19 protein-coding genes are annotated in these 25,053 nt (G+C 65.7%); 13 read left to right on the top strand and 6 right to left on the bottom strand.

Features of this window, described 5'->3' with window-relative positions; all coding sequences use genetic code 11:
• Positions 1-147: 147 nt before the first annotated feature.
• The gene (locus FZN60_RS04270; protein ID WP_158871443.1) at positions 148-324 is read right to left on the bottom strand and encodes a hypothetical protein; all 177 of its coding nucleotides are present in this window, start codon (positions 322-324) and stop codon (positions 148-150) included.
• A gap of 232 nt (positions 325-556) precedes the next feature.
• Here FZN60_RS04270 and FZN60_RS04265 point away from each other — a divergent pair, with 232 nt between their 5' ends.
• The 6 genes from FZN60_RS04265 (at position 557) to FZN60_RS04240 (ending at position 8,892) form a co-directional block, all read left to right on the top strand.
• Positions 557-1,324 carry an ImuA family protein gene (locus tag FZN60_RS04265; protein ID WP_158871441.1) on the top strand — a complete coding sequence of 256 codons (768 nt, stop codon included), beginning with the start codon at positions 557-559 and terminating at the stop codon, positions 1,322-1,324.
• Positions 1,239-2,759 (top strand): Y-family DNA polymerase, encoded by a 1,521-nt coding sequence (locus FZN60_RS04260; RefSeq protein ID WP_158871439.1) that lies wholly within the window; start codon positions 1,239-1,241, stop codon positions 2,757-2,759. The genes FZN60_RS04265 and FZN60_RS04260 overlap by 86 nt, the downstream gene beginning before the upstream one ends.
• Positions 2,760-2,775: 16 nt before the next feature.
• A complete protein-coding gene (locus FZN60_RS04255) occupies positions 2,776-6,039 on the top strand; it encodes an error-prone DNA polymerase (protein ID WP_158871437.1) in 3,264 nt (1,087 codons plus the stop codon).
• A gap of 120 nt (positions 6,040-6,159) precedes the next feature.
• On the top strand, positions 6,160-6,324 hold the full coding sequence (locus tag FZN60_RS04250) for a PilN family protein (RefSeq protein ID WP_158871435.1): 165 nt from the start codon (positions 6,160-6,162) through the stop codon (positions 6,322-6,324).
• A 136-nt stretch (positions 6,325-6,460) separates the two neighbouring features.
• Positions 6,461-7,396 carry a winged helix-turn-helix domain-containing protein gene (locus FZN60_RS04245; RefSeq protein WP_158871433.1) on the top strand — a complete coding sequence of 312 codons (936 nt, stop codon included), beginning with the start codon at positions 6,461-6,463 and terminating at the stop codon, positions 7,394-7,396.
• Positions 7,393-8,892 (top strand): hypothetical protein, encoded by a 1,500-nt coding sequence (locus FZN60_RS04240; protein WP_158871431.1) that lies wholly within the window; start codon positions 7,393-7,395, stop codon positions 8,890-8,892. The genes FZN60_RS04245 and FZN60_RS04240 overlap by 4 nt, the downstream gene beginning before the upstream one ends.
• Here FZN60_RS04240 and FZN60_RS04235 read toward each other — a convergent pair.
• The 5 genes from FZN60_RS04235 to FZN60_RS04215 all read right to left on the bottom strand — a co-directional run bounded on the left by FZN60_RS04235 (position 8,869) and on the right by FZN60_RS04215 (position 16,157).
• Complete coding sequence (locus FZN60_RS04235; protein WP_158871429.1) at positions 8,869-9,093, bottom strand: hypothetical protein; 225 nt, start codon at positions 9,091-9,093, stop codon at positions 8,869-8,871. The two genes, FZN60_RS04240 and FZN60_RS04235, sit on opposite strands and share 24 nt — an antisense overlap.
• Before the next feature lie 1,135 nt (positions 9,094-10,228).
• Positions 10,229-12,160, bottom strand: a complete 1,932-nt coding sequence (locus tag FZN60_RS04230; RefSeq protein ID WP_158871427.1) for an FAD-binding monooxygenase — start codon at positions 12,158-12,160, stop codon at positions 10,229-10,231.
• Between the two features lie 205 nt (positions 12,161-12,365).
• Positions 12,366-13,115: a class II aldolase/adducin family protein gene (locus FZN60_RS04225; RefSeq protein ID WP_158871425.1), complete on the bottom strand. Its 750-nt coding sequence runs from the start codon at positions 13,113-13,115 to the stop codon at positions 12,366-12,368.
• A 244-nt stretch (positions 13,116-13,359) separates the two neighbouring features.
• Positions 13,360-15,138 (bottom strand): thiamine pyrophosphate-binding protein, encoded by a 1,779-nt coding sequence (locus FZN60_RS04220; RefSeq protein ID WP_158871423.1) that lies wholly within the window; start codon positions 15,136-15,138, stop codon positions 13,360-13,362.
• A 26-nt stretch (positions 15,139-15,164) separates the two neighbouring features.
• Positions 15,165-16,157 (bottom strand): ABC transporter substrate-binding protein, encoded by a 993-nt coding sequence (locus FZN60_RS04215; protein ID WP_158871421.1) that lies wholly within the window; start codon positions 16,155-16,157, stop codon positions 15,165-15,167.
• A gap of 196 nt (positions 16,158-16,353) precedes the next feature.
• Between FZN60_RS04215 and FZN60_RS04210 the strand changes: the two genes are divergently transcribed.
• The 7 genes from FZN60_RS04210 to FZN60_RS04180 all read left to right on the top strand — a co-directional run bounded on the left by FZN60_RS04210 (position 16,354) and on the right by FZN60_RS04180 (position 24,957).
• Positions 16,354-17,541 carry a Gfo/Idh/MocA family protein gene (locus FZN60_RS04210; RefSeq protein WP_158871419.1) on the top strand — a complete coding sequence of 396 codons (1,188 nt, stop codon included), beginning with the start codon at positions 16,354-16,356 and terminating at the stop codon, positions 17,539-17,541.
• A 70-nt stretch (positions 17,542-17,611) separates the two neighbouring features.
• A complete protein-coding gene (locus FZN60_RS04205) occupies positions 17,612-19,087 on the top strand; it encodes an aldehyde dehydrogenase family protein (protein ID WP_246726586.1) in 1,476 nt (491 codons plus the stop codon).
• Positions 19,088-19,139: 52 nt separating this feature from the next.
• Complete coding sequence (locus FZN60_RS04200; RefSeq protein WP_158871416.1) at positions 19,140-20,051, top strand: EamA family transporter; 912 nt, start codon at positions 19,140-19,142, stop codon at positions 20,049-20,051.
• 177 nt (positions 20,052-20,228) lie between these two features.
• The gene (locus FZN60_RS04195) at positions 20,229-20,753 is read left to right on the top strand and encodes a MarR family winged helix-turn-helix transcriptional regulator (RefSeq protein WP_158871414.1); all 525 of its coding nucleotides are present in this window, start codon (positions 20,229-20,231) and stop codon (positions 20,751-20,753) included.
• Positions 20,754-22,250: 1,497 nt separating this feature from the next.
• On the top strand, positions 22,251-22,457 hold the full coding sequence (locus FZN60_RS04190) for a hypothetical protein (RefSeq protein ID WP_158871412.1): 207 nt from the start codon (positions 22,251-22,253) through the stop codon (positions 22,455-22,457).
• Between the two features lie 172 nt (positions 22,458-22,629).
• Positions 22,630-23,913, top strand: coding sequence for a Rieske 2Fe-2S domain-containing protein (locus tag FZN60_RS04185; RefSeq protein WP_246726585.1), 1,284 nt, complete (start codon positions 22,630-22,632; stop codon positions 23,911-23,913).
• A gap of 90 nt (positions 23,914-24,003) precedes the next feature.
• On the top strand, positions 24,004-24,957 hold the full coding sequence (locus FZN60_RS04180; RefSeq protein WP_158871410.1) for a PDR/VanB family oxidoreductase: 954 nt from the start codon (positions 24,004-24,006) through the stop codon (positions 24,955-24,957).
• Positions 24,958-25,053: the final 96 nt, after the last annotated feature.

Here is a 25,053-nt window from a genome sequence, read left to right as displayed (position 1 = left end):
TGTCGACTTCATCGACAACAGTGTGCTCAACAGGTCGGCATGCCGATCGGTATCAAAGCTGCGTGCCGATCGAAGGGCCTGCAGCCGATTGTTGTCGAAGATCGATCCCGATCAGGGCCGCAACCAACTGGCCGCAAGTGCGGCAGATCACTCCTGCACTCTCATGAGGCCGACGTGATCGAGGATGAACAGGCTGGCGGCCGTCAGCAGCACGCGGCGCTGGAGCTGAACCCGCGGCTTCATCGCGGCCGCCACGGCGGCCCACACCATCACGGCGACGGCGGCATAGGGTGGAAGGTTTTGCAGGCCTGAGGCGCCGAGCATGGGGCCTCACGACAAGGAGGAGCAGGGCGGCACGAGCGATCTTCTACAAGCACGACGTTGCATGTCGCTGAACGACACCGGCGGCGGCGGTGCCTCGAGCCTGGGCTTGTCCACATACGTCCACAGGTCCCTGTCGTCTCCGATTGACCCAACCCTTGCTCAGAACAAATAGTGAACGATCATCGGGCATGATTCGCCCCAGAGTCGTTCTTCGCCGCCGCCACGGTATCGCATGCCCACCGCCCGCCGACCCGCACCCGAGATGCTGTCCGACCTTCGCGAGCGCATCCAGCGCCTTGAGGGGCGGGAGGCCCGCGCTCGCGGCGCGCTGCCGTTCGGCGTGCTCGAGATCGACCGGCGCCTGCCCGGCGGCGGCTTGGCGCTCGGCGCCCTGCACGAGGTGGCGGGCGGCGGGAACGGTGCCGTCGACGGGGCGGCAGCGGCCCTCTTCACGGCCGGCATTGCGGCAAGAACGAAGGGCAAGGTGCTCTGGTGCGTCGTGCGCCAGGACCTCTTCGCGCCCGCCATCGCGCAGGCGGGGCTCGCCCCGGGGCGCGTCGTCTACGTGGAGGCGGGAGACGAGAAGACACTGCTCGCCTGCTTCGAGGACGCGCTTCGCCACGGCGGGCTCAGCGTCGTCATCGGGGAGGTCGCGAAGCTCTCGATGACGGCCTCGCGCCGCCTCCAGCTCGCGGCTGAGGGGTCGGGCACGACCGCGCTGGCGATCCGCCGATGGCGTCGCCAGACGGAAGCTGCCGACTTCGGTCAGCCGACGGCGAGCGTCACGCGATGGCGCGTGTCGGTGCTGCCCTCCGTGGCTCTGCCCGTTCCCGGCGTCGGCCGGGCGCGCTGGCTTCTCGAACTCATCCGCTGCCGGGCGGGGGAATGCGCCGACTTCGAAGTGGAGGCATGTGATGCCACGGGTCGTCTCGCTCTTTCTCCCGAGATGGCCCACCGATCGCCTGCGGCGCAAGTCGCCCGGCAGCGCGCCGCCCGCTGATGTCCCGCTCGTCTTGATCGGGCGCTCCGGCAGCCGCCGCACCGTGACCGCGGCCGACGCTCTCGCCGAGAGCGCGGGCCTCCACGTCGGCATGCCCGCGACGAAGGCTCAGGCTCTCGTGCCGGGCCTTGCCGTCCTCGACGCCGATCCGGCGGGCGACGCCGACACCCTGCATCGGCTCGCGGTCTGGGCCTTGCGCTTCTCGCCGATGGTGGCACCAGATCCGCCGGACGGACTCGTCATCGACACGACGGGTGCCGACCACCTCCACGGCGGGGAGGAAGCGATGCTGCGTGCCCTCGTCGAGCGCTTCGCCGCTTCGGGCATCGAGGCGCAGGTGGGGATCGCCGACACGTGGGGCGCCGCCCACGCGGCCGCCCGCCATGCCGGCGCCGCCATGGTGATCATCGAGCCGGGGCGGACACGGCCTGCTCTCGCCGGCCTGAGGCTCGCTGCCCTGCGCCTCCCAGATCGAATGCGCTCTGACCTTCACGTTCTCGGCTTCTCCACCATCGGTGAGCTGGCGGGGCAGCCACGGGCGCCGCTGACCCTGCGCTTCGGGCCGCAGCTCGCACGGCGTCTGGACCAGGCCTTCGGCGACGTGCCCGAACCCATCGAGCCGGTGCGCTCGCCGGACTTGGTCGAGGTGCGCCGCACCTTCGCCGAGCCGATCGGGGCACCCGAGACGATCCGGCGCTACTCGGGCAAGCTCGTCGACGCCCTCATCGCCGAACTCGAGGGGCGGGGTCTGGGTGCCCGTCGCCTCGACCTCCTGTTCGGCCGCGTCGACAACAGGTGGGAAGCCATCCGCGTCGGCACGGCTCGGGCGGAGCGGGACGCCCGGCGCCTGACGCGCCTTCTGGCCGAGCGGATCGAGACGATCGACCCAGGCTTCGGCATCGAGGTCATGACGCTCACCGCCAGCCTCGCCGAGCCGCTCGGCGCACGCCAGGTCATCTCTTCCCTCGTGGAGGAGGAAGAGCCGGACGTCGCCGGCCTCTACGATCTCATCGCCAACCGTGTCGGTGAGAGAAGCCTCTACCGCTTCGCCCCCGTCGCCAGCGACGTGCCGGAGCGCTCGGTCATGCAGATCGAGCCGCTGGCGCTCGACGACGGCGCCTCCTGGGTCGATCACTGGCCGCGTCCGTCGCGCCTTCTGGCCCGACCCGAGCCCGTCGAGACCATGGCCCTGCTCCCCGACCACCCGCCCGTGTGGTTCACCTGGAGAAGGCAGCGCCGCCGGGTGCGCCGGGCCGACGGACCGGAGCGCGTCTTCGGCGAGTGGTGGAAGCGGGAAGCCGAGGCCGCGACGGTGCGCGACTACTTCTGCGTCGAGGACGACGCGGGTGAACGCTTCTGGATCTATCGGGCAGGCGATGGCGAGCACCCGGAGACGGGGTCGCACCGCTGGTACCTGCACGGGATCTTCGCATGACTGGCGATGACGCCCGATGAGCGGCGAGGGGCCTCGTTACGCCGAGCTTCAGGTGACCTCGCACTTCTCCTTCCTGCGCGGCGCCTCGTCGGCCGAGGAGCTGTTCGCCACCGCCAGCCTGATGGGCATGGAGGCGCTGGCGGTCGTCGACCGCAACTCGCTCGCCGGGATCGTCAGGGCGCACGAGGCGGCGAAAGCCACGGGCATCCGCCTCGTCGTCGGCTGCCGGCTCGACCTTGCCGACGCCCTGCCGATCCTCGTCTATCCGACCGACCGCGCCGCCTATGGTCGGCTCTGCCGGCTCCTGACGCTCGGCAAGGCGCGCGGCGGCAAGGCCAGGTGCGAGCTGACCTTCGACGACCTCGTCACCTACGGCGAGGGCCTCCTCGCCATCATCGTGCCGGACGAGGCCGACGCCGAACTCGGCCGGCAGCTTCGCCGGTTGCGGGAGGCCTTCGGCGACCGCGCCTACATGGCCCTGACGCTCCGCCGTCGGCCGAACGACCAGCTCCGCCTCCACGATCTTTCCGGCATGGCGCAGGCGATGCGCGTGCCCACCGTGGTGACGAACAATGTCCTCTTCCACGAGCCCGGCCGGCGCATCCTCCAAGACGTCGTCACCTGCATCCGCCACAACACCACGATCGACGCCGCAGGCTTCCGCCGCGAGCGCCATGCCGACCGCTACCTCAAGCCCCCGGCCGAGATGCACCGCCTCTTCGGCCGCTACCTCGAGGCACTCGCCCGCACGATCGAGATCGTCCGGCGCTGCCGCTTCTCGCTCGACGAGCTGCGCTACCAGTATCCGGAGGAGCGGCAGTTCCCCGAACTGTCCGCCCAGCAGGCCCTGGAGAAGCTCACCTGGGAGGGTGCAGCAGAGCGGTACCCTGAAGGGCTGCCCGACAGCGTCCGGCGCAACCTCCTGCACGAGCTTCAGCTCATCGAGCGGCTGGAATACGCGCCCTACTTCCTGACGGTGGATGCCATCGTGCGCTTCGCCCGCTCCAAGGGCATCCTCTGCCAGGGGCGCGGCTCGGCGGCGAACTCGGCCGTCTGCTACGTGCTTGGCGTCACCTCGATCGATCCCGACCGCAACGACCTCCTGTTCGAGCGCTTCGTTTCCGAGGAGCGTCGCGAGCCGCCCGACATCGACGTCGACTTTGAGCACGAGCGGCGCGAGGAGGTTATCCAGTGGGTCTACGAGACCTACGGGCGCACCAAGGCCGCGCTCTGCTCGACCGTCATCCGCTACAGGGCCAAGGGCGCGCTGCGCGACGTCGGCAAGGCGCTCGGCCTGCCCGAGGACATGCTGAAGGCGCTCTCCGGCCAGGTGTGGAGCTGGTCGGAGGGGATCGAGGAGAAGCATGCCGCCGGCATCAACCTGAACACCGAGGACCGGCGCCTGCGCCTGGCGCTGGAGCTTGCCTCCCAGCTCGTCGGCTTCCCGCGGCACCTCTCGCAGCACCCCGGCGGCTTCGTGTTGACGCGTGACCGCCTCGACGAGCTGGTGCCGATCGAGCCCGCGGCCATGGCCGACCGGCAGGTGATCGAGTGGGACAAGGACGACATCGACGCCCTCAAGTTCATGAAGGTCGACGTTCTCGCGCTCGGCATGCTGTCGGCCATGCGCCGCGGGTTCGACCTTCTGCGCGAGCACAAGGGCATCGACCTCGACCTCGCAACAGTCCCTGCCGAGGATCCTCGCACCTACGCCATGATCCGCAAGGCCGACACGCTCGGCACCTTCCAGATCGAGTCGAGGGCGCAGATGTCGATGCTGCCGCGGATGAAGCCGCGCACCTTCTACGACCTCGTCATCGAGGTGGCGATCGTGCGGCCCGGTCCGATCCAGGGCGACATGGTCCACCCCTATCTCCGGCGCCGCGAGGGCAAGGAAGAGGTCGTCTTCCCCAAGCCCGAGCTGGAGCGGGTGCTCGGCAAGACGCTGGGTGTGCCGCTCTTCCAGGAGCAGGCGATGCGCGTCGCCATCGAGTGCGCCGGCTTCACGCCGGGCGAGGCCGACCAGCTCCGCCGGGCCATGGCGACGTTCAAGTTCACCGGGGGCGTCAGCCACTTCCGCGACAAGCTCGTCGCCGGCATGGTGGCGAACGGCTACGAGCGCGAGTTCGCCGAGCGAACGTTCCGCCAGCTCGAGGGCTTCGGCTCCTACGGCTTTCCCGAGAGCCATGCGGCATCCTTCGCGCTTCTTGCCTATGCCTCGTCCTGGCTGAAGTGCTGGCACCCCGACGTGTTCTGCGCGGCGCTCCTGAACTCGCAGCCAATGGGCTTCTACGCCCCGGCACAGATCGTCAGGGACGCGCAGGAGCACGGCATCGAGGTCCGGCCCGTCTGCGTGAACAGGAGCCGATGGGACTGCACGCTCGAGCCGCGAAGAAGCCGGGGCGGGCGAGTATCGGGATCGGAAAACATTTCCGATGGTGACTTCGGCGGTGACGACGACGGGCGCTTCGCTGTCCGCCTCGGCCTGCGCATGGTGCGTGGCCTCGGGAACGCGGAAGCGGCGCGGCTCGTGGCAGCTCGGGGCGATGCTCCTTTCGCGTCCGTCGACGACCTCTGGCGGCGTGCTGGCATTCGGCACGAGGCGCTGACCGAACTCGCCGAGGCGGACGCCTTCCGGCCGTACATCGGCCTGTCACGCCGTGAGGCGCTCTGGGCGATCAGGGCGTTGCGCGACGAGCCGCTGCCGCTCTTCGCCGCGGCGGCCGAGCGGGAGGCGAGGGCGCTCGCCGAGCAGGTGGAGCCGGTGGTCCGCCTGGCGGCGATGCCGGAAGGCGGCGAAGTGGTGGAGGACTACGGCCATGTCGGGCTGACGCTTCGCCAGCATCCGGTGGCGTTCCTGCGTGCCGATCTTGCCCGGCGGCGCTTCGTCACCTGCGCCGAGGCAGTGGCGTCCCGCGACAGGCGCTGGGTGGAGGTTGCCGGGCTCGTCCTCGTGCGTCAGCGGCCGGGCTCGGCCAAGGGCGTCATGTTCATCACGATCGAGGATGAGACGGGCGTCGCCAACCTCGTGGTCTGGGCTAAGGTGTTCGAGGCGCACCGGAAGGTCGTGCTCGGCGCCGGGATGATGGGCATTCGGGGCCGCGTCCAGCGCGAGGGCGAGGTCGTGCACCTCGTTGCGCATTCGCTTGGCGACCTGACGGCGGAGTTCGCCAGCTTAGGTCGGCGGGGCGGGGCCGAGGGTGGCAACGTCAACGAGGCGGGAGAACTGCGGGCGACCCCCGCGCATGCCGCCGGCGAAGGTCATGTTCGATCCCCATAGCCACGTCGTGGACGAGATCCGGGTGAAGACAAGGGACTTCCGCTGAGCGCCCATTAGGGTCATTTTCGCGGCCGACTGGCGATCTCGAAAGCCGCCGTTCTTACACTCGTGAGGGAGGTGGTGTTCCTGCTGCTCGTGATGGCCGGCTTCTCAGCCGGCCATTCTTTTGCACGGGTTACCCTGCACGCTCAGCCGACCCCCGCCATCGTCAACCGGATCTCGCAGTTGGAAACCGAGATCTCCAAGCTTGATCAGGCCATCGCAAGGGTCTGCCGGGCTCCATGAGGCTCTCAGTGGCAGCGGCAAGGCTAACCCTGCTCGTATCGTTGCCTTAACCCGTCCCGCTGCAAACTGGTGTCGTCGAAAATTTGCACGCGCCTTGCGTGCGTGCATAGTCCGCTCAGGTGAGTCGGGGAGAAACGTGAGCGCATATCTGGCGATTGCCGAAAACGTCCTTCGGATCAGTCGGCGTCCCATGACGGCGCGAGCGATTCTACGCGAGGCGTTCCGGCAGCGGCTGGTGCCGTCGCATCTTTATGGAGAGACGCAGCACAAGACGCTTCAAGCTCGACTGAGCGAAGATATCCTCTCTCGTCGGGATCACAGCGCATTCTTCAGGACGAAGCCAGGGACGTTTTTCCTGCGTGAGTTCTTGCGAGACTCGTCAATTCCGGCGGAGCACCGCCAGCCGATCAAAGCGCATCGCCGTACACGAGATCTGATCCGTGGTTGGCCGCTGAGCGTAAGCGCCGAGGCTGCGCGCAATCAGCTGCCGCAAGGTATCTCGGCTGCGGTGAGGAGCTTTTTCGAGGGCTTGGACGCGTCCGCCGTACAATATCGGCCATACCGCGAGTCTACTAGTAATATACCCGTCTGGGCTCTTGGGTTTGTTCGTCGGGGTAATCAGGTTTTATGCTATCGAGCTGGAAACTATAGAGACAAACGAGAAAGCTTCGCTCATAAGCGATCTCTTATGTTTTCAGCTCTCGTAGTGGAAAGCGATCATACGCTATTTGATGAAGGCGTCTTCGGTATAGAGAGCAGCGCCCTCAATGCAGTTTCGGTCGATCTCGATATACCAACATCCTATGGAGGATATGGTATGCGAGATTTTGTGACTAAGACTTGTGGAATTGCGCATTACCAGGACGATCTAGTTTCTGCATCCATCCTTGTGTTTGTGGAAGTGCAATCCCCTGAGTGGTTTGAGCCAGTCACTAAGCGTCTTTCCCTTAATGATCTTCAATGGATAAATCTGAGTCCGCCACCCAACAATATACATGATTTCGATCCGTGGTCACAGAAACTTATTGCGTTCTGCAGTCGCCAGTCAAGACTTGAAAAGCGCTATGGATGAAGAAGATAATTGCGAAGCGCAATCTTTGGCCCAACCAAACAGCTTACATTCGCAATGGCATTGAGTCTTCAGATTTCCGTCGCGCTCAGAAGGCTCTGCAGAACCTATGTAAGCTCTCGCGGCAGGGCTTGTTTGTCTCTAAGCTAGATCGTGCCGCCTTAGAGCTTGTAATTCTTGGCGTGCTAACGAGGGCGTCTTCAGATGAGCCGCTGAGGCGGTGGGCGTTGAACGCCTTGGCAGTCGTTGGACGATCAGAGTCCAGCCTCGAAAATGTTCTTGAGGCGATCAAAAAATTTCAAGATGAACCTCAGGTCGTATCTGCCGCAATTGCCGCTGCTTACCAGCTCAGCAAGCGGGCTAACAGCCTTATCACACAATTAGACCTCCTTGACCCCAAGCTGGTCATGCTCTCTGCTATGCAAGCTGGAGCCCAGCCGATCTCGACGCAACCGCCACTTACCGTCGATATTGAAAACGATGGAGAGGTGCTGAGGAAATTATCGCTCGTCAACATTGGATTAGGTAAAGCGCCAGCCAACCTCTTCGACCCGCGATACTCGAACGGAGAAATTGTTCGAGTTCTCTCGCGTGACGGAGAGCCAATGGTGTCCCAATACGCGGTATGGGCTATATCAGAAAGCGACCAGCTCAAAGTCGAGGATCTTGGCATCCAACTTAACCGAATTGATGATCAGCCACTGAATGTCCAAGCCTATATTCATCGAATGTTTGGTGAGAAGGGTGCTGGGCACGATCTACAGCACGACATTCTTGATATGGGTTTGCGAAGCGAGCATCGAAAGATCAAGTTGGAGACGGCGATAGGTATCGCCGATCACTTTCACAATGGTCTCGATACAATTGTGCAGACTGCGTTCATCGACGAGGATGACGAAGATGTGTCTCAGCAACTCCTCGACCACATCGTCCGTCACGCCGACCAATCGACCGCCTATCGAAAGCTTGCTCTGCAACAGTACGAGTTCGCTGAAAAAGATGAAAAACTTCGTCTGAGGATGCGAGCTGCGGCCATTGAGAAAGAGATCCTAAAAGACTTTCGGCAGCTTGATGCGGAAGCTCAACTAGGATTTCTCAAGACAACAACTTCGGAGAAGAATGTGACCAACAACTATAGCAACACCACAAATAACACCTGGAACAACAGTGGCCCCGTTCAAGGAAATGTCGCTCAGGGCGGCAATGCAACGAATACGGGGACGATCAATAGTCAAACGGTTGCAAATAGCGAAGAAGCCATTAAGTGGCTGAAGACCGCCGAGGCCGGAGTCCAGGACGTTCCTATTCCTTTAGAGAATAAGCAAAAGCTGGTGGAGGTCTTGCAAGCGGCGCAGGCATCGCCGACGAAGGAGAATATCGGCATCGCCCATATTTTGCTGCATAAGGCGAAGGATCTTCTCATTGAAGCCGGCAATGCGAGCGACTCTGTCGTCAAGATCGCTGGACTAGCTTCTCTACTCGCTCCGTTCATCAGCTAACGGGCTGAATGACATGTCGAGAAGAGCGAAATCACGCTCTTCTCCCTTCTCGACGTCGATAGCTCGAATGAACCATTGATCTTCTGGGTGCCATTCCGAATTGCCAAACCAGAGGTTGACTGGGACCGCTGTTCGAGTTCCCGTTTCGCCGCGCCAATTTCGGTACGAGAATGTGATCTGTTTGCCGGGTTCGATGGTCATTCGTCGCAGCCTTTCGTTGCAGCTGACACGGCGTCGGTCGGACAACGGCGTGGCAGGGATGTTCGGCTATATCATATGGCCTGCATAGCCAACGGCACAGATGCCGATCGTAGATGAGGGCGCTGGGAGCGCTGCCGTCGCAAATGACGAGGGAGTGTGGATCGGCGCGCAGCTCTGACGCTGATCGGGGCGGTAACCTGTTGAGGATGCTGACCTGGTGGCGGTCATCAGGCGTCGCCGATCAACATTCTGGACCTCGCTCACCGCCGTACCGCAACGATCACCGGCCCGCTCCACCAGACTTCGGGGCAGGAACGTCTCGACGGCCTTTTGGAGAGGATGGCGGCCCGCGGCTTGGAGCCCAAGCCCGGACCCACCCGCAACGACGCCGTCCGGGAGGACGTCGCATATCCGGTCGCGCGGGAGCTGTGAAACGGCAGGCAGCTTCGACGCCGATCGGCGTGGTAGTATGTTGAACTTGCTGACATCGGACTCGTGAAGGAGCCGCGCCGATCAACAATCTGGCAAGCGGCGCAGGACATGGATGCCGGGCCGCCGATCCGCCGTCCGCCCGAATTGATGCGGGTCCTCGGCGGATCGGCCTTCGCGTAGAAGCCGCAGGTCGTCCTGCGAGACGCTTCGTCTCGAGCCGGACCGCCGCTCGTCGCGACTTCCGTTCGGTCCGCGGCGATATGGGATCCAGGCGGATCGACGCACGCGATCGACGTCGATCCGCGAGCCGGCCGTTCGGCCGGGATGGATCAGGCGCCCGGCGGACGCTGCCTGGGGACGGGAGTCCCGCGGCGTTCCGCGCACCGCCGATACCGTCACCCCCGTTTGCCGACATGCCGAGGACGCCCCCGCCAGGAGCAGGCTCGTCGTGGAATATCGTGGAAGGCCCGCGATCGAGTACGTCGCACCGTCGTTTCGTCGCGTCCCAAGCTCGTATCGGCTATGCCGCTAGCCGTTTTCGAGGCGGCCGCGGCGCGGGTGCCGGCCGACGCCCGGCGATCATGGCTGGATCATCTATGCGCGAAGTGCCGGGCTTCCCGATCGACTGAACGGGTGCGTCGCTTCGGCTGCGCGTCCGGCGACGGCTCTTGTCGTGGCGCGTCGAGCGAAATGAGACGGCTTGTCATTTCGTCTCGACCATGAAGCCGCCGAAGAACCGTTCCAACTCTACGAACGCGTCCAGAGGCAGGACGGTCGCGACGTACTGGTCCGGCCGCACGACCACGATGCAGCCCCTTCGATCGATCCGACGCATCTCGAAGACATCGTTGCCGCCCTCGAGGTCCGGGGAGAACATCTTCTCGTAGTCGACGAGACCGTATCGGCCCTTCCGAGGCAGAAGGAGGGCGGGCATTTTCTCGAGTTCTAGCTCGCGATGATCTGTCTGGAACACGGCACGGATGTCGAGCACGGAGTCGATGTCGTCTCCAGGAGGGGTGTAGCGCCGGAGAGGAGACGCGTCGGAACCCGAGAGAAAGTCGCACAAGGCACGCATGGGCCAGCCCGGGGTGTCGGGTGCCTCGGATCCGGCGAATGCGTAGATGCGCCAGCGCCCGTCCACCCGGGCCGCATGTCCCAGCTGGACCGGCTTGGCGTCCGCCACTCGGATCACCGGCGCGGAGTGGAACCGAGCCCCGATCGGGAATCCCTCCGCCAGATGCTGATGCTCGAACGGCCCGGTCAGGATCGATGGACCATAGCGCGTCGCAGTTCCCGCCGTGTAGCGGCCGTGCCGAACGAAGTACTCCCGGACCGCGGCCGGATCGACGGCCTGGGCATCCGCCGCGGGCCTGGAGGCGGCGCTCAACATCTTCGCCCACTCCCGATCGAAGTCGATCAGTTCCTTCGCGACCGCCTGCCGCTCCGCGGAGTAGGTGGGAAGCAAGGCCGGGGTGCTGCGCCCGCGCAGAACCGACGCCAGCTTCCATCCCAGGTTGAACGCGTCCTGCATGGAGACGTTCATACCCTGTCCGGCCTTCGGGCTGTGCGTGTGGCAGGCGTCGCCCGCGATGAAGACGCGCGGCAGCCGTTCGGCGAGTTTCTCGTCCGGCACGTCGTCGAACCTGTCGCACGATCGCTGGCCGATCTCGTAGACCGACCACCAGGCGATCTCCTTCACGTCGAAGGAGTATGGGCTGAGGATCCGCTGCGCCGCCGCGACGAGGTAATCCGCGGTGATACCGCGGTCGGAAACGCGCTCCCCAGGCTTCAGCTCGTCCAATTCGACATAGAGGCGGACCAGATAACCGCCTTCCCGGGGGATGATCAGGACGCTGCCCTGCGCGACCGACCGGATCAGGGCCTTGAGACGGATGTCGGGAAAGTCGGTGACGGCGAGAACGTCCATGACGCCCCACGCCTGGTTGGCGGACTCACCCCGCAGCTCCCGTCCGATCGATCTCCGGACGGTGCTGCGCGCGCCGTCGCAGCCCACCACGTACCGGGCCGCCACATTTTCCACTCGCGCCTCGCCGGAGGCGTCGAGCCGTTCGACCTCGACGCTCACCGGATGGGCATCGAACGGAGCTGCCTCGTCGATCCGGACGTCGAGCAGACGCCGCCCGTAGTAGGGCTCGATCCTCGCCGGCGACGTCCTCATCTTCTCCAGGAAGAAGTCGTGCACGCGCGCTTGGTTCAGGATCACGTGGGGAAATTCCGACAGCCCCTTCTCCGTGTCTCGGACTTTGCCGCTGCGCACGATGCCCCGACCCAGCGCTTCGTCCGTTTTCCAGAAGGCGGTCTCGTTGACCCAGTAGGCTTCCCTGAGCACCCGCTCGGCGAAGCCGTAGGCATGGAACATCTCCATCGTACGACATGCGATGCCATCGGCCTGGCCACGCAGCAGCGGCTCGCGCTTCTGCTCGATGATGCAGGTCCGGACGTCGGAATGCATCGCGAGCTGCGCGGCCAGGGCGAGTCCTGCCGGACCGCATCCGACGATCAGGACATCCGTCCGTTCGGGGAGAGGACCGGCGGCTCCGGTCCCGCGGTTCCCCTCCTCGGGATCGGCGATCTCGGGATCGCCGGGTCGGAAGCCGTTCAGATGAAATTGCATGGGGCGAGGTCCAAATCTTGCCTGTTGCCGGATTCTCGGCCTGGCGTGCCGAAGCCCCGTCGAGAACTGCGTCGGAATGGCCAGGATTCTCGATCTCCCGGCTCGGCCCGTATTCCCGCCTTGGACGAGCACTTCATGGTGCCGCCGCTCCTTTGTCGGAACGGCCTGCCCGCGGAGCTGGCCGAGGCGTCGACAGGCACGACGGTCACATTCCGCCGAAGCCCGCGCGAGCGGTCCAGTAGTCCCAGGCTCGTGTCAGCGGCATCGGGCTCAGCAGCATGCTGCCCGCCATCTCGATCTCGCCGTCGGTGAGATACGTCACCTTCCCCATCTGACGTGTGGTCTGGATCAGCTCGGCGTTGTCGCGCAGACCGACCGATATCATCACGACCGACTTCAGGTCGGCTGCCGCGCAGACCGCTCCGTGGCCGCGCAGGAGAGCGACCCTGTTGGAGGCGAGCGTCCGGCAGAGGGAATGTCCCATCTCCATGCTGTCGACCAGCATGTTCGTGTCGCCGAATTCGCTCTGGCTGTCCCAGACGGGCACTTCGGCGCCGATGACGGAGGCCATGTGGAACATGGGACGAAGCGAGACGTCGCACATGGTGAACGGAAGGACGGAGCGAGCGTGATGATGGGTGACGGCGTTCACGTCCGGTCGGTCCTTGTAGATCGCACCGTGTATGTGCCGCTCGGCGTAGGGCGCACGCGGATCGCTGCCGACCTGATAACCTTCGAGGGTGAACTCCATGATGTCGTCGCGCGCCACGAGCTCCGGACTTCTGGATCGCGACAGCAGATAGCGCCCGGGATGCAGCGGATGACGAACACTGACGTGGCCGAAGCTGTCGATGACGTTCTCGCGCGCGAGAATGCGGTTGGCCAGGACGAGCGAGGTCAGCGTCGCCTCGATTTGATCCTGGTCCTCGTGGAGAGTTGCCGTTCCTGCAGACATCGTCCTCGTTCCTTGTGGTGTGGATGGACAGCCTCCGCCGTTCTGCAGGTCACACCGACCCGGACCTGCGGCGAAAAGCGAGATCGGTGGTCCAGACGGTGAGTTCCGGCGACCGATCCGCGATCGTCGCCCACGGCCCGCATGCAGGTCCGAAAACGGCGGCGGCCGTTGCGAGTCCTCGGTGCGGGCGCTGGCGATCCTGCTCGCGGAAGGGTCCGGATACCGAAGGCGTCGAGAAGCTCGTTCAGTCCGCCTCGCGCACGAGACCGGCGGCCATGGCCTTGCTGTAGCCGGGCACGATGCGGGCATCGATCACCACGCTCGATCCCTGTCGGGCGAGCGACACGGCGCGTCGGACCGCCTCCTGGAGTTCGCCCACCTTCGTGACCGGCCCGATGCCCACGGCGCCCTGCGCTCGCGCGATCGCGGCGATGTCGATGTCCGGTTCGGCGATCCGCTGGCCGACCCACTTGTTCTCGACAGGACGCTCGCGCATCACGGCGACCCGTTCCTGGTGGACCTCGTCGTTGAAGAACGAGCGGTTGTTCGCGACGACGGCGATGAACGGGATGCCGTAGTGGACGCCCGTCCAGATGGCGCTGTTAGCCATCATGAAGTCGCCGTCTCCCAGGACGCCGACCGCGAGACGTTCCGAGTCCCTGAGAGCGAGGGCCGCGCCGACCAGCATCCCCGGCCCGGATCCGATGCCTGCGCCTCCGTCGTAGCCCAGGAAATCCAGGGGGTGGCGGAAGTGCCAGTTCTCGGAGGCCCATCCGAGCGGAAGGCGTACGAACGAGACGCACTCTCCCTTCAATCCTTGTCCCAGAGCGCTCGCGAGCGTCGTCATGTCGAGTGCGGCGTCGGAGGATGCCGGCGGCGCGGCGGGACAGACGGGGCTGTCAGCCGGGAGCGGAGCGGGCTCGATCGCGAGCGCTTCGCAGAATGCCTGCACGGCCAGGTCCGGATCGACCGGCAGATGGAGATCCACTGCCGGCAGCGCCTGATGCTCCATGTTCCAGCCGCCGTGCAGCAGATGATCCAGCGAGATGTTCAGCACGGCCGCGTCGACCCTGCCGGCGAGGCGCAGGGTGCCGGCCAGGTCGAGCCAGTCGAGGCTGATCACGAGATCGGCGGCACACAGCGCTTCGGCTCCCTCGTCGCCGAGGAAGAAGCGAGGAGCGCCTCGATGCAGGGGATGATCCGTCGGAAAGGCTGCTCCCACCTTCTGGTCGGTGACGACGCCGGCGCCGAGGGCCTCGGCGAACGCGATCCGCCGAGCCCAGTCCTCCGTCGAGCGCGAGACCCTGCCCGCCAGGATGACGGGCGCCTTGGCGCGCGCGATCATCGCGAGTGCCGCTTCCACCATCGCCGCGCTGGGACCGGCCTTCTCCGGACGGCGGTAGCGCGCCGGGTCGGGTAGTTGCGGGGCGGCCGCGAGAGGGGCTTCCTGGAGTTGCGTGTCGAAGGTGACGTAGGTCGGCCCACATGGCTCGGTCCGCGCCATGATGTCCGCGCGGATCATGGCCTCCATGGCCGCCGGCACCGAGGCGGGCTGATTGTCCCATTTGACGTATGGGCGCACCAGGGCCGCCTGGTCCGTCGTCGTGTGGATCCAATCGATCCAAGGTCGGCGTGCGGCGGCGTCGACGGGGCCGGTGGCGCCGAAGATCAGCATCGGCACGCGGTCGCACCACGCGTTGAAGATGGCCATGGCGCCGTGCATCAGGCCGACGTTGGAATGGAGGAAGACCGCGATGGGCTCGCCGGCGACCTTCGCGTAGCCGTGGGCGATGGCGACGGCGTTCTCCTCGTGCAGGCACAGGAGCATGCTCGGATCGTCGTTCCCGAGGTAGTTCACGAGGCTGTCGTGGACGCCTCGAAAGCTCGCGCCCGGGTTCAAGGCCACATAGCGCACCTTGAGAGCCCGCAACATCTGCGCGATGGCGTCGCTGCCGTAGTGGGACGCGATCTCCGTCTCGACCGGTCGATCGATCCGGCGGCTTCCCGGATCGCGGGTGTCCATGCGTTCCTTCGACATCACCTGCGCCCTCACAAGCTGTACGCTTCGAGCGTCGCCGGGTGGAAGAGCTCCTCCACCGAGAGACGGCGCGACGACAGTCCCTGACGGTGGTGGGCGTCCAGGAAGGCGTCCAGGGTCGCCCGGCTCGACGCGACCCCGTAGGGCCAGAAGTCGGCTCCCATGAGCCGGGTCGCGGACTCGAGCTGGTCCTCGACGAAGGGCATCGTCACCTTCGTGGCCGACGTGTCGCGCAGTTCGTCCAGCGCGAGCCGCTTCGCCTCCGTGAAGGCCTTGAGCAGCGCGCCGGGCAGGAACGGATACTGATCGGCCAGGGAACGGCGCACGCCGAGCACGTGCATGATCGGGAAGATGCCGGTCTTCTGGAAATAGGCCGAGGCCGTTCCGATCGTGTCCGGAAACAGTCTGGCGATGCGCGGATCGCCTTCCTGGTAGCAGCGCGGAGCGCGGGGGCCGATGAAGCCGTCGATCTCGCCGGAGATCAGGAGGTCGTTCAAGGAACGACCTTCCGGCGCAGCCGACAGCTCGACGTCCGAGGGAAGTTCGATCCGGATCTTCTCGGGCCTGCCGGGCGCATCCATCCCGCCGCGGACCCATCGGATGTCGGAAGGCTTCACGCCGTACTCGTCCTCCAGGATGGCGCGAACCCAGACGTTGGCGGTGAGTTGGTATTCCGCCAGACCGATGCGTCGGCCCTTCAGATCCTCGGGGCCGCCGATCCCTGCGTCCGTCCGCACGTAGATCGAGGTGTGCCGGAAGGCGCGGGACAGGAACACCGGGATCGCCACGTAGCGCGACGTGCCTTGGGAAACGCTCACGCACTGGGAGGAGAGGGAGAGCTCGCTCACGTCGAACGCCTCGTGGCGGAACGACCGGAAGAACATCTCCTCCGGGGACAGGACGCTGAAGACCGGATCGACGCCGTCGATGCGCACGCGCCCATCGGTGAGCGCACGGGTCCGGTCGTAGTTTCCGACGGCGACCGACAGGGACAGACGATTCATCGACGCTTTCTCCTACCGAGCCTCCGCACAAGACTTTCGGTCTTGCGCGAGGCGAAATGCATAGTTAGATTTCTAACTGCCACAGGATCTCGGATTCGGCAAGGCGCCGCTGCGCCGTCGATCGGAAGGGGCGGCAGGCGGTGGGCTCCGCCGTCGTGGAGTGGTCGCTTCGTCGGGAATGGGAAGGGAGGGGCGCATGGCGCACGATCAACCGGTGCGGCTGGGAATCGCCGGGCTCGGACGCGGGTTCATGCTGATGCTGCCGACGTTCGCGCATCATCCCGGCGTGGAGGTCGTCGCCGCGGCTGCGCCTCAGGCGATCTCGCGTACCCGTTTCGAAGCCGTCTTTCCGGGTAGCCGTGCCTACTCCTCGGTGGAGGCGCTGTGCGAGGACCCTCGCGTCGAGGCCGTCTACGTGGCGACGCCTCATCAGATGCATCTCGAGCACGCGCTTCTCGCCATGCGCGCCGGCAAGCACGTCATGGTCGAGAAGCCGATGGCGCTCTCGCTCGACGAATGTCGGGCGATGAACGACGCCGCGCAGGCGGCGGGAGTGCATCTCCTCGTCGGTCACTCGCACGGCTTCGACCGACCGTACCTGCGCACGCGCGAGCTCGTCGCTTCCGGCGAGTTCGGCCGGGTCCGCATGATCAATGCGCTGAACTTCACGGACTACCTCTATCGTCCTCGGCGTCCCGAGGAGCTCGACACGTCCCGGGGCGGAGGCGTCCTGTTCAGCCAGGCGCCGCACCAGATCGACGTGGCGCGCCTGTTGGCGGGATCGGAGATCCGCTCCGTGCGCGCTTCCACCGGCATCTGGGATGCGGCTCGGCCGACCGAGGGCGCCTATCTCGCCTTTCTCCAGTTCGAGGACGGCACCTGCGCGTCGCTGACCTACAGCGGTTACGCGCACTTCGACACCGACGAGTGGAACGACTGGATCGGGGAGATGGGCGTCCAGCGCGACCCGCGCCGCTACGGCCAGGCGCGCGCGCTCCTGCGCACGGTGACCTCTCCGGAAGAGGAGGCCGCGTTGAAGGGAAAGCGCACCTTCGCCAGCAGCGGCCCCGAAGCGTCCCGCATACCCGACCTGGCGGGCTACAATCACTTCGGCCTCTTTCTCGTGTCGTGCGACAGGGCGGATCTGCGCCCGAAGCCGACAGGGGTGGAGATCTATGCCGACGAGGAGCGGCGTTTCGAGGCCCTGCCCCCGGTCGGCGTTCCTCGGGCGGAGGTTCTGGACGAACTTCGGGACGCGCTGCGGGGCGGCGAGCCCATCCATACCGGTCGGTCGGCGACGATGACCGTCGCGGCCTTTCTCGCGCTTCAGATGTCGGCCGAGCAGGGACGCGAGGTCTTCATCGAGGAGCTGCTCGGCGCGTGAGCGGCGGGACGCCGACCAGTAGCGATCCGAAAGTGACAAGAGGAAGATGGAGATGGGCAGCATGCCGGACGTGACCGCCGAGGACATCTGGGAGCCCCGTCTCCCGGAGCAGCGAGGGCTATACTACGGTGGCCGATGGCACGAACCGGCGGCCGGCGGGTTCTCCGACATGGTCGATCCGGGTCGGGGCGTCAGTCTCGGCACCGTCGCGAACGCGGACGCAGGCGATGTCGACCGTGCCGTGGAGGCGGCGAGGCGAGGGTTCCTGGAATGGCGCGACGTGGCCCCTCTCGAACGGGCGCGGATCCTGAAGGAGATCGCGCGCATTCTGCGCGCGAACGCGAAGGAGCTCGCCACGATCGACGCGGCGAACTGCGGGAATCCGGTGACCGAGATGATGGGCGACGCGGCCATCGCGGCCGCGCAGGTGGACTTCTTCGCCGGCCTCGTCACCGAAATGAAGGGCGCGTCCATACCGATGGGCCCCGACGCGGTGAACTTCTCCATGCGCGAGCCGCTGGGCGTCGTCGCACGCATTCTGGCATACAACCATCCGTTCATGTTCTGCGGCGGCAAGATGGCCGCGCCCTTGGCCGCCGGCAATTCGGTGATCGTCAAGCCGCCGGCGCAGGCGCCTCTATCCACTCTGCGTCTGGCGGAACTCGTCGACGGTCTGCTGCCGTCGGGCGTCTTCAACGTCCTGCCCGGCGGCACCCCGGCCGGCGCCGCCCTGGCCGCCCACCCCGGCGTGGCGAAGGTCACTCTCATCGGAAGCGTCGCCGCGGGTCGCGCCGTGATGAGGGCCGCATCGGAGACCATCAAGCCCGTTCTTTTGGAGTTGGGCGGCAAGAACGCGTTGATCGCCTATCCCGACAGCGACCCGCGCATCGTGGCGAGGGCGGCCGTCGCAGGCATGAACTTCACCTGGTGCGGTCAGTCCTGCGGCTCGACGAGCCGCGCGTTCGTCCACTCCCGAATTCTCGACGACGTCCTCGAGGAGATGGAACGGTCAGTCGCGCGCTTCCGTCCCGGCATCCCGACGCGTCCCTCGACGACGATGGGTGCGCTCGTCAGCCGGTCCCACTTCGAGCGGGTGATGGAGTTCATCGAATCGGCGAAGCGCGAAGGCGCGCGGCTGGTCGCGGGGGGCGGATGTCCGACCCAGCCCGAACTGGCGAAGGGGAACTACATCGAGCCGACGATCTTCGCGGGGGTCGAGCCTCACATGCGGATCGCGCGCGAGGAGATCTTCGGGCCGGTGCTCGCCGTACGGGAGTGGTCGGACGAGGCGGCGATGATCGAGGAGGTGAACGCGCTGGAATACGGTCTGACATGCTCGATCTGGACGCGCGACCTCGTCACCGCTCACCGTACCGCACGCCGGGTCGAGGCGGGCTTCGTCTGGATCAACGAAGTCTCCAAGCATTTCCTCGGCGCTCCGTTCGGCGGCGTCAAGCAGTCCGGCATCGGTCGCGAGGAGTGTCTGGACGAGCTGTTGAGCTTCACGCACGAGAAGAACATCCATGTCAGCCTGGCCGGCCACTGAGATCCAACCCCGACATGGCGGATCGGCATCTCGCGTCCGGCGCTTCTGAACCATGCTAGGCGAGGCCCTGGCGCTCCTCGCCGTGTTCTCGTTCGCCACCGCCAACGCGGCGGTGGCGAAGGGGGCGACGCTCCGTGCCGCGGGAGACAACGGAGCCTTCCTGTCGGTCGTTCTCACGACGGTGCTGGCGGGCTCGATCTGGTTCGTCCTTCTCGACGACCGCATACGCGTCGTGCCGCCCGATCCCCTGGCCGGTCTCCTCTGGTTCGCCGTGTCGGGTCTGCTCGCCACCGTGGTGGGGCGAGCGACGCTGTTCAGGTCGATCGTGACGGGAGGGGCGATCAATGCAGGGGTGTTCCGCCGCATCGTACCTCTCGTGGCAGCCATGCTCGCGTTCCTGATCCTCGGCGAGGCCGTGTCGATCGTCGGAGCCGTCGGCATGTCGCTCATAGCCGTCAGCATCCTGGTGGCCGTGGTCGACGCCAGATTGCGCACCGGCACGCAGCTGGCGAGTGGCGATCCCGCCAATCTCATTGCCGGGCAGATATACGGATCGATCTCCGCCGCGGCCTACGGCAGCGCCTACGTCGCACGCAAGCTCGGCATGCAGGGTCTGCCCGATGCCGCGTTCGGGGCCTTGATCAGTTCCGTGACCGCACTCGGTGCCTACGGCGTGGCCGCCATCCTGAGTTCGGCCGGACGACGAAGACTGCGCCAGGGGCTGATGCGACCCGGCCGTTATCAGCTCACCGCAGCGATCGGCCTGTCGATCGGGCAGACCGCGCAGTTCTTCGCCATCAAGTACACGAGCGTGACCGTGGTCGCGGTGATCGGTTCCCTCGAGATGTTCGTTTCGGCGTATATCGCCGTCTTCCTGTTCAGGACGGAAGGATGGCCGACACGCGCGGTCATACTGGCCTCGGTCATGGCCACCGCGGGAGTCATTCTCGTCGCGTTCGGCTGAGAAAGGGGCGATGGCGATGCACATCGCGAAAGCGCCCTCCAAAGCGGCCGAACGCGTCCAGTCTCGTCCGCCGTCGATTGCTTCGTTCTCGAACTACCTGCTATCGGCACGTGGGCCGAGACGATGCGGGGCGCCGTGAAGAACGGATCCTCGTCCAGAATGTGCATGGAGACGCCGATGTCGACCGAGGGTCAGCCACGAGGAACCGACCGAGCGACGGGGCGTGAAGCGGAAGGCGTCGACGACGAGGAGCGGAAGCCTGCGTTCCCGCTCGAAGGCAGCGTTGGTTATCAGATCCGCATGGCGAACCGGGCCACCCAGCGCTACCTTCAGGCGCGGATCGAGCCGCACGGGGTGGCCCTGGGCATGTGGTACTTCCTGCGAGCGCTTTGGCAGGAGGACGGACTCACGCAGCGGGAGCTCTCCGAGCGGGTCGGCACCATGGAACCTACGACGCTCCACGCCATCAGCGGAATGGAGCGGGCGGGCATCGTGAAACGCAAACGGAACAAGCAGGACAAGCGCAAGGTCAACGTCTTCCTGACAGTCAAGGGGCAAGCCTTGCGAGAGGAACTGCTGCCGATCGCCATGGGGGTGGTCGACACGGCGACGTCCGGTCTATCCGACGAGGAGCGCCGGACCTTCCTCGAAACTCTCCTGAGGGTTCGTCGGAACCTCGACGACGACACGCTCCCGCGCTGAAGATGGCCAACCGAGGTGCATCTTCGCGAGGCGGTGCGGTGCGTTCCAGCGGAGTGATGGACTGCGCGCGGGACTGCGAACTCGCCCACGACCGCGGATACCTCGCGGACCGCCTGCCGAGGGGCGACCCGCCCGTCCACGGCTCGGTTCGAGCGATCCCGACGGTTGAAGTCACAACGCATGCGGGATCGCGCAAGCCCGCTGCCGGCCCAGGCTTGGTCGGCTCTGTCGTCGAAGCCGGACATGATCGTCTCACACTCGGTTCGCAAAGGGTCGGCGCGCCGCTGCGCAGGCGTAGCCTGTCGAGTGGCGCTGTTGCCGCGCTTCTTGGCCAGCTTGCGGTAAACCGTTCGTCTCGGCACCGCCGATCGGCGCGGCGGTGCGAGGCCCGCTCGCGATGCCTCGGAGAACGAACCTCGCCCGGCTCCTGCGAGCGAGTCTCGCGCTTCCTTCATGCGGAGGCGAGCATGTGCAGACGGGGGAGGGGGAAGCCCGCCTTGTCGGGGCGACGCCGGACGAGCTTCGCTGCGGAACAGGAAGGAATTGGGACGACCAGCCCCGCGCTCGCAGCATGAGCCGACGTGGCGCGAGCGCGAGTAACGATCACGTCAGCGTGAGATGAAGAGGCGGAGCGACGAAGCCCGCCGCATCTTCCCATCGACGTGGCGAGCTTCGCGACGGGGCTCGGAAGGTTTCGAAGCGGACCCGACCCGCCTCTTCAGCATAGGCAGCGGGGAAGCGCGTGTCACGAGTGGCCAAGCCTGGCCGCTCGTGTTCTTCATCGGCCAGCATGCCGACCGTCTCTTTCACCCGTCGCCTGCAAAGCCCGTTTCGTGACGCAAGCTGGCGAGGTCGGAGATCGCGCTTGAAAAGCGCGCCGCCGTGGTGCACGACGCAAGCGCGCCTGGCAGGCTTGCACACAGGAGCTCGCCTCCTTCGAGGACCTTCACGAGATCCAGCTCGACGGCCCGTTCCGATGCCGGCGATCGGTACCTGCCGTTCACGCGCGGCTCGGCGCATGCGGGTCTTGTTTCGGGAAGGTCGACCGGCTGCCTGGCGACGTGCTGCGTGGTTGCGTGCGCGAGGTTTGGCGCCGTGCGAGCGTCAAAGCTTGAAGAGTGGCATGGATCCGCCCCCGTCTTCGGCGCTGGCCGGCGCGCTAACGTGTTGATCGCGCGGGTATCGGCCAGGGCGACCCGCACGACGATCGACCCGTTCGCCAAGGCCCACGTGGAAGGACGGGGTTGCAATTAGTATTCTAACGAATTAAATAGGGGGAGGTACGGGGCAGATCGGTGTCGAAGCTGCATGGCCGGCGACGCCGACCATGTGACGGGTGGTCGGTTCCTGGAACAATCGTCGTGGCAGATCGGCGTCCGTTCCCTGCCGACGCTCCCGAGAATTCGCCTGGTTGGTCGCCTGCGGGCGATCGTCGCAATCCCTTGGAGGCTCGGGCCCGTGCGGATCCCGAGGCTTCGCAACCGATAGGACAATGTCTTGGCTCTCATCCGGATCGAAGCCGTGGAAGATCGGGCAACCGGCCGTTTCGGCCTCGAGATCTACCACCCGCACGATGCGCAGCGGCCGATCGTGACCACGGCGCCTCGCTACGCGAGCGCCGCCGCGGTGGAGAACGACGCCATCGCTCTGATCGCGTCCGCGGCGAACAACCCGGGAGCCCCTGGCGATCCCGAGGCGGCATAGCGCTCGGCAGGCCGGCCCGACGGCTCCCGTTCGTGACGACGAGCGTCGCCGGCGAAACAACTTAGAACGCTAACGAAGTGTCTCGTCGCACTTCAAGGCGTGCAGAGGAGAAACACGGATGTTGACCGCCGAAGAGAACGAAATTCTGTGCAGGGTCGAGGGAGAGGCTCCCATGGGGCAGCTGATGCGGCGCCATTGGATTCCTGCTCTGCTTTCCGAGCAGCTCGCCGAGCGCGACGGTGCGCCGGTGCGGGTGCGCCTGTTCGGCGAGGATCTCGTGGCCTTCCGCGACAGCGACGGCGAGATCGGCATTCTCGGGGAGTACTGCCCGCATCGCAAGGCTTCGCTCTTCTTCGGACGGAACGAGGAGTGCGGTCTGCGCTGCCTCTACCACGGCTGGAAGTTCGACACCAAGGGCAACGTCCTGGAGATGGTGTCGGAGCCGGCGGAGAGCGGGTTCGCCGACAAGGTCAAGCACAAGGCCTACCCGACGCAGGAGGCCGGCGGCTTCGTCTGGGTCTACATGGGGCCGCGCGAGGCGATGCCCGCCTTCGAGCCCCCTCCCTGGGCCCCCACGCCCGAAGCGAAGGTCTCGATCGTGAAGATCGTCCTTCCTTGCAACTGGGCGCAGATCATGGAGGGGCAGATCGACTCGGCGCACAGCTCGAGTCTTCACTCGTCCGACATGAAGCCTGCTCGTGTGGAGACCGCGGGAGCGAACGCTACCCACTGGACCCGGCCTTCGACGGACAAGAATCCTCGCATCCAGGTTCAGCTGACCAACTACGGCTTCCGATACGCTGCGGTTCGCAAGCCCATCAAGAACGCGCAGACCCACGACTACATCCGCTTGACGACCTACGTGGCGCCGTTCACCGCGCTCATTCCCCCCAACAGCTCGTACAACGTGGCCAGCGTGATCGTCCCGCGTGACGACGTGAGCAGCGACTTCCACTTCATCGCCTGGACCGACGGGAAGGGCGGCATCGATCAGGAGGCCTGGCGCAAGTTCTGCGTCGCGCAGGTCGGCATCGATCTCGACTCCAACTACAGGCCGATGTTGCGCACGCGTGCCAACAACTACCTGCAGGATCGCAAGGCGATGAAGCTCGGCGACTTCACGGGGCTGCCCGGCATCCCCAACCAGGACATCGCCATGTGGGAGTCGATGGGGCCGATCGCAGATCGAACGAGCGAGCGCCTGGGAGCCAGCGACATCGCGATCGTGCAGTTCAGGCGCTTGATGATCGATGCGGCGCGCAAGTTCGCGGCGGGCGGCGGCACGATCGGACACGTCGAGCCCCACATTCCCCAGGCGAAGCTCCGCTCCTACCAGGGCATCGTTCTGAAGGACGTCGACTGGCGGACTCTCGGAGCTTCGGAGGAGGAGATCTCCTACCTCGAGGGAATGGAGGAGGACGAGACGGATCGCGAGATGGCAAGCGCCGCCGAATAGGGTCTCGCATCTCCCGCCTCAATCTTCGGTGCCGACCGTGAGGTCGGCACGCTTCGACGCGACGTCGGAAACCAAGGGTTCGCGCAAGGCATGAGCGCCGCAAAACTTAACCTCGTCATCAGCGCCAAGCGCATGCTGACGCCGCAGATATGCGAGTTCGAGTTCCGCGACCCGTCGGGAGCGCAGCTGCCGGGCTTCGAGCCGGGAGCTCATCTGAACGTCGCCACTCCGGGCGGCAGCGTGCGGAGCTATTCGATCAGCAGCGACAACGCGGATACCTCGCGCTACGTCATCGCCGTCAAGTGCGAGGAGGATGGCCGGGGGGGCTCCCGCTCGATGGTGCGGGAGACGAGCGTCGGAGACACGCTCGAGGTTTCGGAGCCTTCCAACGCGTTTCCTCTCGTCGATGCTCCCAAGTACCTCCTCGTGGCCGGCGGGATCGGAATCACGCCGATCCTCTCCATGATGCGCAAGCTCGTGCGCGAGGGCCACCCGAAGTTCCGACTGGTCTACTGCACCAGATCGGCGGAACTGACCGCCTACCGCGACGAGTTGTCGGCGCCTCCGTTCAAGGGCAAGGTAACCATCCACCACGACGGTGGCGACCCGGACGCCGCGTACGACTTCTGGCCGGATCTCGAGACGCCCGACACCACCCACGTCTACTGCTGCGGCCCTTCGCCTCTCATGGACGAGATCCGCAACCTGACCGGCCACTGGTCGTCGAGCCAGATCCACTTCGAGGACTTTGCCGGAGTGTCCGCGCTCGGCGCCGACGCGAAGCCCTTCGTGGTCGAGCGCGCGTCGACGGGCGAAGTCTTCGACATCCCGTCCGACAAGTCAATCCTCGAGGTCGTCAGGGAGCGCGGCTATGCGGTTCCGAGTTCCTGCGAGAGCGGGACGTGCGGATCCTGCAGGACGAAGCTCGTGAGTGGAGCGGTCGAGCACCGGGACCTCGTTCTCGGGCAGAAGGAGCGCAGGGACGCCATCATGATCTGCGTCTCGCGAGCCGCCGGCGACGAAAAGCTGGTTCTGGACTTCTGATCGTCGGCGCGAGGCGAGGCGGCCCGCCGCCACGTCGTGTCCTACGCGGATTGCGAACGTCAAAAAGTTAGATTACAAACTAAGAGATTGTTGGAA

Source organism: Antarcticirhabdus aurantiaca (assembly GCF_009765365.1).
Classification (GTDB): Bacteria; Pseudomonadota; Alphaproteobacteria; order Rhizobiales; family Rhizobiaceae; genus Antarcticirhabdus; species Antarcticirhabdus aurantiaca.
Note: the sequence above shows the minus strand (reverse complement) of the source record. Positions and strands in the feature narration are given on the sequence as shown.

Bases quoted from the DNA above. Each gene is read 5' to 3' on its own strand.
- FZN60_RS04270 (WP_158871443.1), bottom strand. From the start codon at position 324: ATGCTCGGCGCCTCAGGCCTGCAAAACCTTCCACCCTATGCCGCCGTC.
- FZN60_RS04200 (WP_158871416.1), top strand. From the start codon at position 19,140: ATGCTAGGCGAGGCCCTGGCGCTCCTCGCCGTGTTCTCGTTCGCCACC.
- FZN60_RS04215 (WP_158871421.1), bottom strand. From the start codon at position 16,157: ATGAATCGTCTGTCCCTGTCGGTCGCCGTCGGAAACTACGACCGGACC.
- FZN60_RS04185 (WP_246726585.1), top strand. From the start codon at position 22,630: ATGGGGCAGCTGATGCGGCGCCATTGGATTCCTGCTCTGCTTTCCGAG.
- FZN60_RS04235 (WP_158871429.1), bottom strand. From the start codon at position 9,093: ATGACCATCGAACCCGGCAAACAGATCACATTCTCGTACCGAAATTGG.
- FZN60_RS04230 (WP_158871427.1), bottom strand. From the start codon at position 12,160: ATGCAATTTCATCTGAACGGCTTCCGACCCGGCGATCCCGAGATCGCC.
- FZN60_RS04220 (WP_158871423.1), bottom strand. From the start codon at position 15,138: ATGGACACCCGCGATCCGGGAAGCCGCCGGATCGATCGACCGGTCGAG.
- FZN60_RS04225 (WP_158871425.1), bottom strand. From the start codon at position 13,115: ATGTCTGCAGGAACGGCAACTCTCCACGAGGACCAGGATCAAATCGAG.
- FZN60_RS04195 (WP_158871414.1), top strand. From the start codon at position 20,229: ATGTCGACCGAGGGTCAGCCACGAGGAACCGACCGAGCGACGGGGCGT.
- FZN60_RS04180 (WP_158871410.1), top strand. From the start codon at position 24,004: ATGAGCGCCGCAAAACTTAACCTCGTCATCAGCGCCAAGCGCATGCTG.
- FZN60_RS04265 (WP_158871441.1), top strand. From the start codon at position 557: ATGCCCACCGCCCGCCGACCCGCACCCGAGATGCTGTCCGACCTTCGC.
- FZN60_RS04255 (WP_158871437.1), top strand. From the start codon at position 2,776: ATGAGCGGCGAGGGGCCTCGTTACGCCGAGCTTCAGGTGACCTCGCAC.
- FZN60_RS04240 (WP_158871431.1), top strand. From the start codon at position 7,393: ATGAAGAAGATAATTGCGAAGCGCAATCTTTGGCCCAACCAAACAGCT.
- FZN60_RS04260 (WP_158871439.1), top strand. From the start codon at position 1,239: ATGCCACGGGTCGTCTCGCTCTTTCTCCCGAGATGGCCCACCGATCGC.
- FZN60_RS04210 (WP_158871419.1), top strand. From the start codon at position 16,354: ATGGCGCACGATCAACCGGTGCGGCTGGGAATCGCCGGGCTCGGACGC.